General features: G+C 52.6%; 10 protein-coding genes. 3 read left to right on the top strand and 7 right to left on the bottom strand.

Annotation, left to right across the window (positions count from 1 at the left end):
• Positions 1–14 precede the first annotated feature (14 nt).
• Positions 15–1,766 (top strand): bifunctional isocitrate dehydrogenase kinase/phosphatase, encoded by a 1,752-nt coding sequence (aceK, locus tag R3E49_RS07105; protein WP_371294410.1) that lies wholly within the window; start codon positions 15–17, stop codon positions 1,764–1,766.
• The gene (locus R3E49_RS07100) at positions 1,766–2,473 is read left to right on the top strand and encodes a histidine phosphatase family protein (RefSeq protein ID WP_371294409.1); all 708 of its coding nucleotides are present in this window, start codon (positions 1,766–1,768) and stop codon (positions 2,471–2,473) included. Before aceK ends, R3E49_RS07100 begins: the two co-directional genes overlap by 1 nt.
• Here the strand turns inward: R3E49_RS07100 and R3E49_RS07095 are convergent.
• From R3E49_RS07095 to R3E49_RS07080, 4 genes are all read right to left on the bottom strand, one after another.
• Complete coding sequence (locus R3E49_RS07095) at positions 2,460–3,335, bottom strand: acyl-CoA thioesterase (protein WP_371294408.1); 876 nt, start codon at positions 3,333–3,335, stop codon at positions 2,460–2,462. The two genes, R3E49_RS07100 and R3E49_RS07095, sit on opposite strands and share 14 nt — an antisense overlap.
• Before the next feature lie 22 nt (positions 3,336–3,357).
• Positions 3,358–4,650 (bottom strand): TetR/AcrR family transcriptional regulator, encoded by a 1,293-nt coding sequence (locus R3E49_RS07090; RefSeq protein WP_371294407.1) that lies wholly within the window; start codon positions 4,648–4,650, stop codon positions 3,358–3,360.
• Positions 4,651–4,735: 85 nt separating this feature from the next.
• The gene (locus R3E49_RS07085) at positions 4,736–6,109 is read right to left on the bottom strand and encodes an MATE family efflux transporter (protein WP_371294406.1); all 1,374 of its coding nucleotides are present in this window, start codon (positions 6,107–6,109) and stop codon (positions 4,736–4,738) included.
• Positions 6,109–6,705, bottom strand: coding sequence for a DNA-3-methyladenine glycosylase I (locus tag R3E49_RS07080; protein WP_371294405.1), 597 nt, complete (start codon positions 6,703–6,705; stop codon positions 6,109–6,111). The genes R3E49_RS07085 and R3E49_RS07080 overlap by 1 nt, the downstream gene beginning before the upstream one ends.
• A 115-nt stretch (positions 6,706–6,820) precedes the next feature.
• On the opposite strand from R3E49_RS07080, the gene R3E49_RS07075 reads away from it, so the two are divergent.
• Entirely contained in the window at positions 6,821–7,579 is a 759-nt protein-coding gene (locus tag R3E49_RS07075; protein ID WP_371294404.1) for an enoyl-CoA hydratase/isomerase family protein, read from the top strand.
• On the opposite strand, the gene R3E49_RS07070 is transcribed toward R3E49_RS07075, so the two are convergent.
• From R3E49_RS07070 to R3E49_RS07060, 3 genes are all read right to left on the bottom strand, one after another.
• Positions 7,567–10,680, bottom strand: a complete 3,114-nt coding sequence (locus R3E49_RS07070) for a two-component regulator propeller domain-containing protein (RefSeq protein ID WP_371294403.1) — start codon at positions 10,678–10,680, stop codon at positions 7,567–7,569. The genes R3E49_RS07075 and R3E49_RS07070 overlap by 13 nt on opposite strands.
• Before the next feature lie 3 nt (positions 10,681–10,683).
• Complete coding sequence (locus tag R3E49_RS07065; protein ID WP_371294402.1) at positions 10,684–15,030, bottom strand: two-component regulator propeller domain-containing protein; 4,347 nt, start codon at positions 15,028–15,030, stop codon at positions 10,684–10,686.
• A gap of 273 nt (positions 15,031–15,303) precedes the next feature.
• Positions 15,304–15,801 carry a hypothetical protein gene (locus R3E49_RS07060; protein ID WP_371294401.1) on the bottom strand — a complete coding sequence of 166 codons (498 nt, stop codon included), beginning with the start codon at positions 15,799–15,801 and terminating at the stop codon, positions 15,304–15,306.
• Between the last annotated feature and the right edge of the window lie 137 nt (positions 15,802–15,938).

Here is a 15,938-nt window from a genome sequence, read left to right as displayed (position 1 = left end):
GTGGCGACAGCGAAATGCAGCGGAAAGAGCAACAGGCACGGTTCGCGCGCACCATCCTGAATGGCTTTGAAGCCTACTTTGCCGAGTTCCAGAATATCACCCTCGCAGCGCGTTCGCGCTTCGAAGCCCAGGATTGGCTGGGCATGCATGCCGCCTCCATTCGACGCATAGACCTCTACAAGGAAGCCACCACCCGGGTGCTGGAATACGTCGAGTTGATTGCCGGTGAGCAGCTCCACTCACTCCAGTTCTGGCAGGAAGCGCGTCTGGTATACGCCGATCTGGTGCGTGGGCATAACAATTTCGAGATTGCTGAGACGTTTTTCAATTCGGTGTACTGCGGCGTCTTCAAACACCGCAAGATCCGCGACGAGTATGCCTTCGTTTTTTCGCCTCAGGGGGATATGCCTGCTCCGGACGTGAGCAAGGTCTACCGGAGCTACCCGTTTGGCGATGATCTCAAAGGGATGCTGCATACGCTCCTGGAAGACTACAGCTTCAGGCTGCCGTGGGAAGACCTCGAGCGGGATATCAACAACCTGGCGGAGGCGATCAACGGCTGCTTGTCAGGGCGCCTGGATCTCTCCCGGGAAGGCGTCGAGCTGCAGACGCTTGAACCCCATTTCTTCCGTAACAAAGGTGCCTACATCGTCGGAAGAATTGTATCCGGGCCGGATTCGATGCCCATCGTCATCCCCATTCTCCACTCCGGTAATGGCGAGGTCTATGTCGACACCATCCTGTTTGGTGCGGACAAAATGAGCGTTGTATTCAGCTTTACACGTGCCTATTTTATGGTCGACGCCAGCATCCCCTCGCAGTATGTGCTGTTCCTGCAGCAGCTGATGCCGGCCAAGCCGATCTCCGAACTCTACAGTTCCATGGGCTACAACAAGCACGGCAAGACCTACTACTATCGCTGTGCCTATCGGCATATGCAGAAGACCACCGACCAGTTCATCATTGCGCCCGGCATCAAGGGGATGGTGATGAGTGTGTTTACCCTGCCGTCCTACGACTTTGTGTTCAAGATCATCAAGGACCGATTTACGCCCCCCAAGGAAATGACGCGTGAACAGGTGAAGGAAAAATACCGGCTGGTGAAGCGCTGGGACCGCGCTGGCCGCATGGCGGATACTCAGGAGTTCACCAACCTCGCCTTTGCGCGGGAACGCTTCTCCGACGAGCTGATGGAGGAGCTGCACAAAGTCGCACCGTCCATGATCGAGGAACATGGCAAGGCACTGGTGATCCGGCACGTTTACGTTGAACGTCGCATGACGCCCTTGAATCTGTACCTGCAGAACGCGACCGATGAGCAGGTGGTGGCCGTGATGGACGAGTACGGCAATGCCATCAAGCAGCTGGCAGCCGCGAATATCTTCCCCGGTGATATGTTGCTGAAGAACTTTGGTGTCACCCGCCATGGGCGCGTGGTGTTTTATGACTACGACGAGATTGTGCCCTTGATGGACTGCAATTTCCGCGAGATCCCCACGCCCCGCAGCGAAGCTGAGGAACTGGCCAGCCAGCCCTGGTACAACGTGGGACCCAACGATATCTTTCCTGAGGAGTTTCGCCTGTTCTTTTCCGGCAACCAGCGTGCGCGCCGGGTGTTCGATGAAATGCACAGTGATATCTATGAGGCAAGCTTCTGGCGAGGCCTGCAGGAGCGCATCCGCGAGGGCCATGTCGAGGACTTCTTTCCCTACCGGCGCAAGCTGCGCTTTAACCGCAATCCCGAACAACAGGCAAGCATCGCATAATGGCTACACTGTATCTATTCCGGCACGGGCAGGCGTCTTTCGGTGCCGACGATTACGACAAACTTTCCCCATTGGGGAGCCGCCAGGCAGAGGTGCTGGGTCACTATCTGCGGGATCAGGGTATCCAGCTGGACGCGGCCTACAGCGGTGCGCTGCTGCGCCAACGTGAGACCACAGCCCTGGCGCTGGCCAGCCAGCCGGTCGATGTGCCGCATCATATCGACCCCCGGTTTGATGAGGTCCGCAATGATGAGCAGATCCGGTATCTGGTGCCGGTTGTGGCCAGGGCAAACCCGGCTATTCAGGCGCTGGTAGACAAGGGCTTGTCGTCCAGCAAGGACTACCAGAAGGTGATCGAGGCGGTATTCACCCACTGGACCTCACCGGAATGCGACGAACCGCGCATTCAGAGCTGGGCTGACTATTCGGGCGCAGTCAGCGCTGCATTGAAAGCGGTGATGGCCGCCCAGGGCGCGGGGAAAACCGTCGGCATCTTCACCTCCGGTGGCACGATCGCGACCATCGTCAGTCAGGTTCTGGGTCTGTCTGGCGAACATGCCTATAAATTCTACGAGCCCATCTTCAACTGCTCAGTCACGCAACTGTTCTACAGCGGGGACAAGGTGTCCCTGTCGTATTTCAACGACAGGTCCTTCCTGCAGGTGCTGGGCACGCAGCAGGGCGAGCAACTCGTCACGTATCGCTGACAGGCCGCTTGCGTCGCAACAGTGACTCCTGGGCGGTTGACGCCACCAGCTCCCCCTGACGGTTATAGAAGCTGCCTCGACTCAGGCCCCGCCCGCCGTGCGCGGTGGGACTGTCAATCGCGTAGAGCAGATACTCGTCAACCCGCAGAGGACGATGTATCCACAGTGCGTGGTCCAGACTGGCGGTTTGCATCTGTGGGTCCATGACTGTCACCGGATGCGGCAGGAGGGCAGCGCCCAGCAATGCGAAATCCGAGATGAAGGCGAGGATCGTCTGGTGTCGAACCGGGTCGTCGCCGATGACCTGCTCCGGATCCAGTACCCGGAACCAGGTGCATTGCTCTGGCTCTTGCGGTTGTGGGTTCAGATAATCCCGTCGCTTCACGGGGCGTCGTTCGAGGGCCTGCATCATCGGCGGTCCAAAGCGTTCCGGATGGCGCTTGGCCATCTGGCTCCAGAACTCGAAATCGGTTTCCAGCTCTTCGGGCGGCGTGACGCTGGGCATGTCGAACTGGTGGCTGAATCCTTCTTCTTCGGCCTGGAACGATACCGACGTACTGAAAATAGGGATGCCATCCTGTTTCGCAGTCACCCGCCGCGTGGTGAAGCTGCCGCCGTCGCGCAGCGGGTCGACCTCGTACACAATCTGTTTTTTCGGGTTTCCCGGGCGCAGGAAATAGGCGTGCATGGAATGCGCCTTCCGGTCGACGTCTACGGTCCTGCTCGCTGCGTTCAGGGACTGTGCCAGCACCTGCCCGCCGAAAACGCGGGGCGGGTAGCTCGGGCTGTTTCCGATGAACAGGTACTTGTCGATGCGCTCGACTTCGAGCAGGGTCAGTAGCTTCTGCAGTTTATCTGCCACGAATATGCCTCTTTGAGTGGGCTCAGGCCTGGCCTTTGCGGGGCGCGAGTCCGTTGAAAAACAGGTCGAAGTAGTCGATGGCGACCGCGTCGAGATCGTCCACACGGCGCCACAGTTTGATGTCCATGGAAGCGTTGATGGCGCCCGTGATCAGTTGTTGTGCGATGAAGGGATCAATGTCCCGTATGCTGCCATCGCTTATCCCCTCACGGATAAAGTCGCCGAAGCGCCGATTGGAGGCCTCTGTACGTGCCAGGATCTGTTTACGGCGTGGAATCGGCAGTGCGGTGATGGTGCTGTAGCGGATCAGCGGGCCGCGGTCGGAGTTCTGCGCGTGAAAGATCTTCCGGCACACCTGATCAATCTTGTGCAGCCCATTACCCTGTAGCTGTACTGCCTGGGCATGGATTTCTTCGTTAATATCCAGCGAATAGGTGTAACAGTTGAACAGCAGGTCCTCTTTATTGCGGAGATGGTAGTAGAAGGCGCCTTTGGATACGTTCAGTTGCTCTGCGATTTCATCCAGCGAGGTACCCGTAAAACCTTTCTTGTTGAAGAACCAGGTGCCTGTTTTGTAGAACGCCTGCTGTTTCTGCCTGTTCTGTTCATCGCGGTCGAAGCCTTGTATGTAGGGTTCCGATGACGTGCTGATGGCCAGTGGTGCTGGCTGATAGATGTCATCACCGCTGCGCAGCCCATGCGCAATAATGTCCCAGGCCTGTGCTGCCACCTGGGGTACTGAGTTTCTCGGCAGGCTGTGTAGCCAGAAAAATACCCAGTCCACCGAGCCAAGGATCGCCCGCGTTGCAGCCGAGGTTTCACAGGGCCTGATTTCGCCAGCGGTGATACCGTCGCGCAGGTAGCTACGTAGGTGCTTGAACATGTCGATGTAGCGGGACTCCACCTCATCCCGCTGTGCCCCCTGCAGGGAGGCGATTTCCAACAGTGCCGCGTAGTGGGGCCCCCTGTTTTCTTGCGCCGCCAGCCAGTTTTCGAATTGCAGAAGGAAGAATTGACGCGCTCGCTCCAGCGGGCTCTCGCAGCAGCGCTCAATCTCGGCCATCGATTGCAGGTGATGATCCAGTGTTGCCAGGTAGCACTGGAAAATGAGCTCTTCCTTGGTTTTTACATAGTAGTAGAGGCTGGTTTTCGTGAGCCCGAGGGACTCGGCGATATCGCGCAGTGTGGTTGCCCGCGAGCCCTTCGAGTTGAACAGCCGTGCTGCCTGGGAAAGGATGGCCGCGCGCTTGGCATCGTGCTGTGCAGTTCGGTTGAACGGTGATCCCTGTCGTGGTCCCTCACTCAGTCTGGTCATGCAGCGCCTCTGCGGGTTCTGGAACTTCCGCCATCCGTACTCGATAGTCGACAATTCAAACTTTAAGTATTTTTTTTGTCGCTGTCTAGCGCGCGTCCTCTGCGTTTCTGCCCGAGTTGGTGTGCAGCCACTTCCGGGAGCGATAACGCCACATCAACATGCAGGATTTCAACAGGTAATCCAGCAGCATCACGGCAAAAACCCAATAGACGGACAAGCTGAGTTGCACGCAGAGCCAGGCGGGTAGCAGGCGACCGAATATAATTCCGATGAATGTCGCCAGCAGCGGGAAACGTGTGTCGCCAGCTCCCCGCAGCGCGCCGGCCAGCGCAAAATCAACCGCCATCATGGGCTGTGCAAGGCAAATGATATAGATGAAGCCGACCGTGAGGTCTATCACCTCGGTATCGTCAATCATGAAGGTAGCTAGATCTCGGGCATACCAGGCCATCAGCGCGGAGAGTGTGATCATCGCCAGAAGTGCCATACGCAGGGATCTCCAGCCGATGAGCATCGCCTGCGCCGGGCGGCCCGCTCCCAGTTGCTGTCCGACCAGAGTCGCCGTTGCGATCCCGAAACCGAAGCCGACGACGATTGGGAAGGCAACAAGGCTGATACCTATACCGTAGGCCGCGTAGGCGCTGGTGCCGTAGTTGGCCACAATTGCAAAGAACGCGAGGAAGGCGATTTGTACAACACCTTGTTCAGTGACAGCAGGGAGGGCAATGCGCACCAGTTTGCGGGCTGCAGTCCAGTCAAAGCGCGCCTCTCCAACAGGTTGCAGGTTGAATCGGCCTTTCCACCACATCAACACGAAGGTTACGGTTACCAAAGCGCCCGCTATGCCTCCGCCCAGTGCAACGCCGGCTACACCCATGGTTGGCAGCGGGCCCACGCCAAATGCCAGCGCGTAACCAAAAATCACATTCATGAAGGTACTGCAGGCGAGAAAATACAGCGGCGTAATCACATCGCCCGTGGCACGCAACGAGGTGGACAACATCATGTTTGTTGCCGAAAAGAGGTTGAATAAACCCAGCCAAAAAATAAAGCTCGCGGCGAGTACGGTAGTCGCATTGTCCAAGCCAAAAATTCCAGCAATGGCGTCAGGCACCCAAAGCACAGGGACGGTCAATAGTCCCGCAACCAGCAGCGCCAATAGCAATGCTGTCCAGCTTGCCATCTCGGCCTCAGCGACCTGCTTCGCCCCCCAGTGTCTAGAAACGGTTGCTGTTGTCGCTACCGATAGCCCCATGAGGATAGCCTGCACAAGAAAGAACACCCGGTGGCCGGTGGTTACCGCGGCGACCGCAGATGTACCAAGCCCTGCGGCGATCTTGATATGCAGAAAGCCCACGGTGGTGAATAGCAGGTTGGAGATAATCGTGGGCCAGGCCAACTGCCATACCCGTGCACTGCTCGACTCCCTGGCCTCCATCAACCGGCTCGTGTCACCCATCAAGCTCCCCCGGTCTCATAGGCCAGGCGACGGCATTCCGCGTGCCGGAAGCAGTCTGTGAGGTGATCGTTGACCATGCCGATGGCCTGCATGTAAGCGTAGATGATCGTCGACCCTACGAAGCTGAATCCGCGATTCTTCAGATCCTTGCTGATCCTGTCCGAAAGCGGAGTACGTCCCGGCACCTCAGCCATACTTGCCCAATGATTGGTGATCGGAACATTGTCGACATACTGCCAGAGGTAGTTGGAAAATGAGCCAGCGGCTGCCTGGATATTCAAAAATGCCTGGGCGTTTTTACGCGCGCTAAATACCTTCAGCCGATTGCGCACAATGCCCGGATCCAGCAGAGCACGCTCTAACTGCGCATCGGACAAGAGCGCCACTTTCTCGGGGTCCAGACCTGCGAGCGTGCGGTGATAGCCGTCTCGCTTGCGCAGTACGGTAATCCAGGAAAGGCCCGCCTGTGCCCCCTCCAGCACCAGAAACTCGAACAGCGTAGGGTCGTGGCGTACTGGTACGCCCCACTCCTGATCATGATAGGCCAGGTAAAGGGGGTCGGTTCCGCACCAACCGCAGCGCTTCATTGTGCTCATTCCTCTACTGTCCCGGCAAAAGCCCTCAGTATCAGACTGTCCCGGTATCCTGTCTAGCATCAATGCCTTCGTGTGATCTGGCGCCGTATCCCGGTGTGTGCCAGAATTCATCCCCATGACAGATACCATACGCTACGAGTGCACCGGGCACATCGCCCGCCTGACACTGAACAATCCCGCTCAGCACAATGCTCTGGGGCAAAAGCAGCTGAGCGCCATTCAATCTGCCTTGGTGGCTGTGCAGGGCGACGAGCAGGTCCGGGTTCTGGTCATTACCGGTGAAGGCGATAAGACCTTCTGTGCCGGGGCGTCCCTGCAACAGCTGGGCAGCGGGAATTTATCCGGCGACACCTTTCAGGAAACGACAGACCTCATCGCCGATCTTCCTATACCGACCATCTGTGCTATCAGCGGCAACGTGTATGGCGGTGGCGCAGAATTGGCGCTCAGTTGTGACTTTCGTGTCGGTATTGCTGGCAGTAAATTAAGGGTTCCCGCGGCAGCCATAGGCCTTTGTTATCCCGTCAGTGGCGTAAACCGCTTTGTGGAGCGTTTGGGCGTGAGCGCTGCAAAGCGCATGCTACTGGCGGCAGAGGAAATGCCCGCGCAGACGCTGCTGGAAATTGGCTTCCTTGATTACCTGGTGCAGCCTGCGGCTCTCAAAGACACCGTCGACAAGCTCGCAGCCGGTATCGCAGCGCTCGCTCCGCTTTCAGTGAGAGCCATGAAGAAGATCATCCAGCAATCAGCTGCAGGCACGCTCGACCGGGCGTTCGCCCAGGGGCTGGCGGCTGAGTGCCTGGAATCACAGGACCTGCAGGAGGGGTTCAGGGCGCGTCAGGAAAAGCGTGAGCCCAGGTTTCAGGGCCGCTGATCCTTTTTCTTCGGCTCCTCAGCGAGCAAGAACTGTCCGAGCACAGACTTGCGGTCTGAACCAATCTTGAGGGCGCCGCGCGCAGCCAATGCAACGTCAGCCACGATGGCAAAACCAGCAAACTCCGCCGCCTCAAAACTCAGGCCTGCCGGTATGCCCACCCCGTTGTCCTGAATTTCGAGCTGCACTTCGTTGACCGATGGCATCGTTAAAGCGATACGCAGGTAGCAAGGCCCCTGTGACGCTGCAAAGCTGTGGTGCAAGCTGTTTTCGAACAGCTCACCAATGATTACTGCAATAGGTATCGCCTGTGAAGCTGGAAGTAGTTCATTCGTGGCATCGTTGATTGCGGTCAGTCGCTGGTTCAACTCGGGATGCCGCTCTGCAGCCAGTGTGAAGAGCTTTGAAACGAAGGCATGGGGATCAAGGTAGAGCTGCTCTCCTCGGTAGTAAAGTGCATCCTGAACCAGATCCAGCACCCGCAGCCTGTACTCAATACCAGACTGAAGTGCAGACACGTCGCCGTGCGCGTACTCAGCGCTGCGTCGGATACAGACATTTGCCCAGGCCAGCAACTCCTTGTTGTAGCGATGCATTGAGTCTGCGAGTACACGCTGGAAGTCCATCTGGTCCTGGACCTCGTCAGCGAACTGATCGGCTATTCTCTGCATCTCATCCGCTTGCTTCTCTGCCTGCTCCTTTAGCATCCGTTCCCGGTATACCCTGAGCATCAGATAGACGATAGCCAGCACGAACAGGCCGTAGAGCGTATATGCCCACCATGTTCGCCACGGCGCGGGTTTTACAGTGACGCCGATCGATACGCCCTCCGGGTTCCATACCCCCGAGGCATTCAGCGCTTGGGCCTTGAACACATAGCTGCCCGGCGGCAGGTTGGTATAGGTGGCGGATCCACGGTTTCCGATATCGACCCATGCGTCTTCGAAGCCCTCTAGCTTGTGGCGATATTGAGCAGCCTCCACGTCGGTAAGGTCTCTTGTACTGAAATTCAGAGTTAGGAAACGATCTTTATGGGTTAGGGTAATGGTTTCGGTGTGAAGTAGAAGCTGAGGCCCGAGAAACCGCTGAGTGCCGGCGGTGATTTCATTGAGGTATAGGCGTGATTCCGAGGGGGCAGCCGTGACGCTGTTTGGTGTTACCTTTGTAAAGCCAAGATTGCTTCCGAAATAAAGTGAACCGTCTCTAGAATGAAGTGATGCCCCAAAATTGAAATTGTCAGCTTGTAAGTGATTGGCACGACTAAATCTTCGCAGAAAATGCAAGTCGGATGAGTACAAAAATAGCCCATTAGATGTTGCGATCCAAAAGCGCCCTGAATCGTCCTTCTCGATGGCATATATAGCAGATGCGAACTGCAAGATCTCTGTCATCACGTCTTCAACTATAGTCGCAGATTGATGTAGCGCTATTGAGGCGATTAACACACCGTGACTTTGAGTGCCGATTAGAAAGCTCTCGGGGGAAACTTGGCTCACTGCAGTCAAAATCATGCTAATTGGGATGCCGTCCTTCGTCAGAGACAATTCAGCGACTGCCTTCTGGTCTGGCTGAACTGAAAAAATCTTAGAGCCGCCAATAGCTAGAACATGAGATTCAAGGGGATATATGCCAAGTATAGGTTCTTCAAGAAGATGATATGACTCAAACTTCGGTTGAGGTTCGTCGATCCTGGAGAGTAGGAATAGACCGTGGCTGTAACTGCCAACTAGCGTCGTCTTTGAATCAAGCTGCGCGATACTGGCAACCGCGAAACTGCTTTCGAAACGTAGCTCGGGCACAACTGTCGAATTCCGTGCTGTGTCGAAAACAACAAGTCCAGATCTTCTAGTTCCTATCCAAAGATATCCAAACGCACTACTAACTGCCATGACTCGATCATCAACCATTTTCAGCTTAGGAAAAACACTTTGCGCTTCTTTGATTGTATCGGACTCAGGGCTATATCGAAGTAGGCCATTGTATGTTGCCACCCATACATTTCCATCCGGGTCCTCAGAAAAGTTTAATACGTCTTGCAACGCTGCTCCTTCAGCGCGGCTGAAATTTTTAAAATCACTAATAGTAAGGCGAGATAATCCGTTGAAAGTTCCGATCCACAATTGGCGGTTGTCTGCCGCTAGTGCGGTTATATGATCTCCTGAAAGTCCAGAGTTACTCTTTGTAAATCTTTTAAAAAATGATCCATTTAGTGTGAAGGCGTACAAGCCTTTATCGGTACCTAAGAAGATTAGATCTTGAAAAACGACCAAATTCTTCGATGACTCGCGCAAGGACATGAGCGCGGCTTCTAAGTCGGTAGGAAATTCCTTCTTGCGAATGCCAAAGTTCTTCGGCTCTTCACTTGCATGACGGGAGCGTGGCGCCGATGAACTTCCTTCGGACACTATGGATTGAACTAAATCACTCCACGTGGTGGTGCCTGACGTGCGTTCAACAATATTAATCTCCATAAGACCTTCTGAGCCGGAGACAAAAAGAGAGTTTCGTCCACTAAAATGAAGAATTTGATGAGCATTCCCTATTCCTGATTTCCTCCATGCCTCTGTGATCCACTGGAGTTGGTCGCCCGTCGATATGTTTATGGCGTGGACTTGATCTTGCGCGATGAATATCAGAGCGCCAGAGCTATGCGCAATGGCGTCAGCTATGCCATGATGATTTACACTCGAAAAGGGAAGAAAACTACGGTTCTGCGAGCTATATTTCATCAGGCCCATGCTTGTAGATGTAGCCCATATCTGACCATTAGAATCCTCGGTAAGAGAGGTTATATCGAGTGAGGGTGCATAGAATTCATGTCCTCTTCGAGTACTGAATGGAATTGCCCGCTGGCCATCATGTAGAAATATTCCGCTTTGCGTGGATATCCAAAGGCGACCGTAGGAGTCGAGCAAAACTTCCGTTACCGGGGTATTTCTAATATTACTCGATCCTGAGAACTCCCGAATTGAAATATGACTTGCTTGAATTTCATTCGAGATTTTAGAGTCTGATTTCTGGTATTCAGTAGCAATAGCTGAGGGCAGTGCTGAAAGAGTTGCTACTGCGGAAAATAAAATTGCCGTTGACACTTTACTCATTTTTTAATCGGGGCGACGAAGCTCATTGATGGCTGAGAGAAAGTCTTCATTTGCAAGCTCCAACTCGAAGATTTCCGACGTCAGGTCACGAGTGCTATCAGATTTCGAAACCTTCTCAATTGCTAAACTAATTACCCGTACTCTCTCAGCTCCAAGATTAGAGCTCATGGATTTAATGGCGTGCGCCACTGAGAAAATGGAGCTTGCGTCTTGATCTTTGACTGCCAACCTTAGTTGCTCAATCTTTTGAGTCATCTGGGCTCGATACCCATCTATAAGCTTTTCAAGTAAATCGGAGCCAGTTTGTTTTTCAACAGCAAAAATATTCTCTAGTGCCTTAATATTAAGAGTGTCTGTTCCCGAATAAACGGAATTAGTGTCGGTTTTCTCTGGGAATTCAGCGCTCTTTGAGTTTGTTTGAGCTTCGCGCGTAACTATTATTCCCTGGGATTCGAGCGCGTCCCTAATTTCATCCATCTTGAATGGTTTTGTGAGATACTGGTCCATTCCGGCAGTAATGCCGCGGCGCATCTCGTCGTTACTGTTTCCGGCTGTTAACGCTATTATAGGAGTTCTTCTGAGCCCACTGCTCTGTTCGTGCTTCCTAATATTTATGGTCGCTTCATAGCCGTCCATGAGAGGCATTTGGCAGTCCATAAATACTACGTCATATATGGACTCTCTGAATCTCTCAACAGCTTCCTGGCCATTATTCGCAACGGTTACTTCGCAACCAAACATCTCCAATACGGCCGTCGCTATTTTTTGATTCGTCTCTAAATCCTCGGCGATTAATACGCGAACTTCCGGTCTTTGATTCTTGCTGCGGGGAAGGGCTTCTCTCGCGCGGTCGTTATCTCGTATATCGTCGTAATGATTAAGTTGGAGTATTGATGTGCTGGACGCTGGCTTAATGATGACCGAATCGGTTAGCTCTTCGTATGGCTCAGTGTCGAACCGGAAGGAACAAAGAAGAATTTTCCTATCAAAGTCACAAGTGGAAAGGAAGTGGATTAAGTCTGTCTTACCTGAAAATGCATCTACATCAATTATTATCTCTGAACTCTTTTGTTCTTTGACGAAGGCCTCTGTTTGAGTGCGACAGATATATGTCTTTCTTCTGGCCCTCTTTGCGTGTCCTATAAAGGATTCGATAAGTCTCTCGTTGATTGAATAGAGTGTTATGGTAGAAGTGGGGTTTTGGTTGGATGGCTTTACCTGTATAGATGCTGACTCCGAAGGTATCGAGATGGAAAACTTGGTCCCCACACCAAGGGATGACTCAACCGAAAGCTCACCGTTCATGAGCTCGACAAAGTTCTTCGAAATAGCTAGACCCAATCCGGTTCCCCCGTACTTTCTGGTGGTACTCGCATCGGCTTGAGTGAAAGCTTCAAAAAGTCGGTCTTTCGCGTTTGCCTCAATTCCGATTCCTGTGTCACTTACCTCTATAAAGAACTTGCCCTCACTAACTATATCGTTCTTCGGGATCCAGCCTGCTCGTAGTGTTACAGATCCGTCCTCGGTGAACTTGATTGCATTGCTAAATAAATTGGTAATGATCTGCCTTATTTTAGTCGGATCTCCAATTAGCTTTTCGGGAATGTCGGGCTCGATATAATAGAAGATGCTAAGAGATTTCCTATTTGCAGCCTCGCTCTGGATATAGCATATCTCATCTAGAAGTTTCACGAGATCAAATTCTGTTTGCTCCACCACCACTTTGTCCGCTTCGATTTTCGAGAGGTCGAGTATGGAATTGATGAGGTCTAATAGAGATTCCCCACTGGAATGAGCTGCTACCGTGTATCTCTTTTGTTCATCTGAGAGTGGAGTATGTTGCAGTAACTCCGTCATCCCAATTATTCCGTGCAGAGGAGTTCTAATCTCGTGTGTTACGGTAGCCAGGAAGTCAGACTTTGCGCGGTTTGCTCTCTCGGCGGCGTTCCTCGCCTCTTCCAAGTCTATTGTGCGCTCTTGAACTTTGTTCTCTAGCTCTCGCTGCCGCGCTATGGCTAGCGCGCTTCTGGCTCTCTGTTGGGCTACCAATGCTGCTACGACGAAGATGGTGGCGATACCGTAGAATATGTACGCAGTTGGACTAAACCACGGTGCAGGATGGACGCGCAAAGTGAAAGATAACGTTGCGGGGCTCCAGACGCCATCCGAATTGCTTCCTTGTAGTAGGAAGTCATAGTTTCCGGCTGGAAGACTGGTGAAAGATACAGACCTTGATGTACCGAGCTCTATCCATTCATCGTCAAAACCATTTAGCTTGTAGCGATATTGATTTGATGCTGGATTGGTGTAATCAAGAGATGCAAATGTAAAGCTCGCATATCTAAAATCGTGAGCTAGCTCTATTAAAGATTTTTCGGAAAGCGGTTCATCAAAAAATACTTCTTCATTTAGAATTTTAAATTCAGTGATTTGAACTGGCGGCAAATATACACTTTTCTTGAGATTTTTGGGATCTATTACATTGAATCCGTTGTTGCCTCCGAAATACAGTATCGAGTTGCTATCTCTGAATACGGCGCCATGATTAAATTCTGAGCCCTGCAATCCATCGGATAGGTCAAAGTTTTCTGTGGAATTGGTTTCAACAGAAAACCTTGAAAGTCCTCGGTTATGCGACATCCATATGTTTCCATCGCGGTCACTGGTTATAGCATAGACATCCGCGCTTGGTAGATTGATTGACTCTAGGTATTGAGAGAATCGGTTGGTCCTCCTTGTTCTTTCGTTTTTGCTCCAAGAATTTAATCCACCGCTCTGTGTCCCTATCCAAAGCGTCCCGGACTTGTCTTCATGTAGTGCCCAAGGCATATTACTTGAAAGGCTCTCTGGATTGTCGAGACTTGATTTAAATATCTTGAATTTTGCTTTTTCTGCCGAATCATCAAAAAGATTCAGCCCGTTCTCGGTTCCTATCCATACATCTCCGGTGCTATCTTCAAGAATTGCAATTACGTTGTTACTGCTGATGCTATCCGGATCATCGGGGTCAAACATGTAGGTCTGAAAGCTCTTACTCCCTTCATTGAGTACGCCTAGCCCTCCGCCATATGTGCCGATCAATAGTTTGCCGTTAGAAGCTCGAACTATCGACGTGATTCCATCAGCTTTCAGGCTTCCCTCGTGCGATATACGTTTTTTGTAAATCTCCACCTTGTTGTCTTCGATGTTCAAGCGGTTCAGCCCGGCGTCTAGGGTTCCTATCCACAAAGAGTCTTCTTCAATTAGCAGGCTCATGACTAGCTGAGATGATATCTTCTCGTTTATCGCATTTGCAGGTTGATAGTGATCAGATGGCCCCTCTTCTGGGTCGTAGATATATATTCCCGAGTTAGTTCCGATCCAAATTTTTCCATCGTCGTCTTCAGCGAAGGTGTTTATTGAATCTCCAGGAGATCCGGTCTCAGAATCTACTCGGGAAAACAGCGACCGAGTCCCGTATGCAAGCCCATTGAAGGTGCCTATCCATATAATTCCCGCTTTGCTTTGAAATATGCTAAATACTTGGTCATCAGGTATGTTTGAATTTGTAGCATTGATCCAAGTGAATGTGTCGGTTTCCGGCTCCCATACACTCACACCGGATCGTGTTGCCACCCAAATATTGTTAGATTGGTCTTCGATTGACATGTACACGGTGTTGTCGGATAGCGCTTTGTTTTTTGTGGATCCATTGCTGTAGTGTGTAAAATGACCGGTAGTCGGGTTGTATTTGATCAGGCCCCCATTAAGTGTAGATATCCATAGCTTCCCGTCCCTAGACGCCATGATGTGGCTGAAGCGGGTGATTGTGGTGAAGTTCTCAATACCTGTCGTGACGGCAATGACATTCTCCAAGTCGCGTTGTCTGTTGAGTTGAAGTAGCCCCAGTCCGTCAATGAGGATCCAAAGGTTTTTGTCACCAGTCTCCACGAAAGAAACCGCACGCGTTTGCTTTGCACTTGGGTCGGGAGGGAAATGATCAAACGTTTGTCTGTCTGGTGAAAATCTACTGAAGCCCGCCCCTGCCTCATAAGCAATCCAGACAAAGCCGTCACTATCTTTGTACATCGCGTATATATTGTTGGACAGTGGGTGCTGATCTGATTGCGTTGTTGTCGCTTGGATAGACGAGAATTTATGATTTGCAGGGTTGTACTTATTCAGTCCCCCACCCGCCGTTGATATCCAAAGGAAGCCCTTCGCATCTTCAACGATATCGGTAGTTGATTGATGACTGATTGAGTCTGGATCCCGGTTAGATGCTCGAAATCTTGTAACGGAGTAGCCGTCAAATTTATGTAGGCCCTCTTGTGTGAGTATCCAGATAAAGCCGCGACTGTCCTGAAACACACTTCTGACAGACTGTTGCGATAGCTCTTTAGTGGCGGGGGAAAGCTGAAAAGTGTAGTCACGCGGACTCAATGATTCGGCCACATCGCAATAAAACAGAATACCGAATAAGCAAAGCAGTGAGCGGATTGATATTTTCAAACAAATGGGCCCCGTTCACAGATAGTCGGGGTAAGATGATAACGCGCTTGCACCGTGGAGGTCACGCTGGAGGTGCAGCCAAAAAAAAGCGGCTTATAGCCGCTTTTTTCTACCTGTCTGCTAATAGCAGGTCTAACGAATACCCCAGCGGTAGCCTGCCTGGTCAGCGACGTTGCGAATACCCCAGCGGTAGCCTGCCTGGTCAGCGACGTTGCGAATACCCCAGCGGTAGCCTGCCTGGTCAGCGACGTTGCGAATACCCCAGCGGTAGCCTGCCTGGTCAGCGACATTGCGAATACCCCAGCGGTAGCCTGCCTGGTCAGCGACGTTGCGAATACCCCAGCGGTAGCCTGCCTGGTCAGCGACATTGCGAATACCCCAGCGGTAGCCTGCTTGGTCAGCGACGTTGCGAATACCCCAGCGATAGCCCGCCTGGTCAGCGACATTGCGAATACCCCAGCGATAACCCGCCTGGTCAGCGACGTTGCGAATACCCCAGCGGTAACCGGCATGACTCACAGTGCCTGAGACGGTGTCGTTCGAACCAATCGAGGCATCAGCGCTCTCGCGCCTCGCGTCAGCTTTCGTCTCGCTGCCAGCACTTGCCCACTTAAAGCTTGATGCGCTCACGGCTGGGGTTTCCCACTGTGCCGTGGATGTTTGGTGGCTGATGTTGGCGCTTCCCCACTTGTAACCGGGGGCACGGTATTCGTATTGCTTCGCAATTGATGCCGGGATAGCGGATAGCTCAAGCGATTGGTCTTCGC

Source organism: Haliea sp. (genome assembly GCF_041395985.1).
Classification (GTDB): Bacteria; Pseudomonadota; Gammaproteobacteria; order Pseudomonadales; family Halieaceae; genus Haliea.
This window is presented reverse-complemented; position numbering and strand designations above follow the sequence as displayed.

Excerpts from the sequence above, each read along its gene's own strand:
- aceK (WP_371294410.1), top strand. The coding sequence starts at position 15 with ATGCAGCGGAAAGAGCAACAGGCACGGTTCGCGCGCACCATCCTGAAT.
- R3E49_RS07100 (WP_371294409.1), top strand. The coding sequence starts at position 1,766 with ATGGCTACACTGTATCTATTCCGGCACGGGCAGGCGTCTTTCGGTGCC.
- R3E49_RS07090 (WP_371294407.1), bottom strand. The coding sequence starts at position 4,650 with ATGACCAGACTGAGTGAGGGACCACGACAGGGATCACCGTTCAACCGA.
- R3E49_RS07085 (WP_371294406.1), bottom strand. The coding sequence starts at position 6,109 with ATGGGTGACACGAGCCGGTTGATGGAGGCCAGGGAGTCGAGCAGTGCA.
- R3E49_RS07080 (WP_371294405.1), bottom strand. The coding sequence starts at position 6,705 with ATGAGCACAATGAAGCGCTGCGGTTGGTGCGGAACCGACCCCCTTTAC.
- R3E49_RS07075 (WP_371294404.1), top strand. The coding sequence starts at position 6,821 with ATGACAGATACCATACGCTACGAGTGCACCGGGCACATCGCCCGCCTG.
- R3E49_RS07070 (WP_371294403.1), bottom strand. The coding sequence starts at position 10,680 with ATGAGTAAAGTGTCAACGGCAATTTTATTTTCCGCAGTAGCAACTCTT.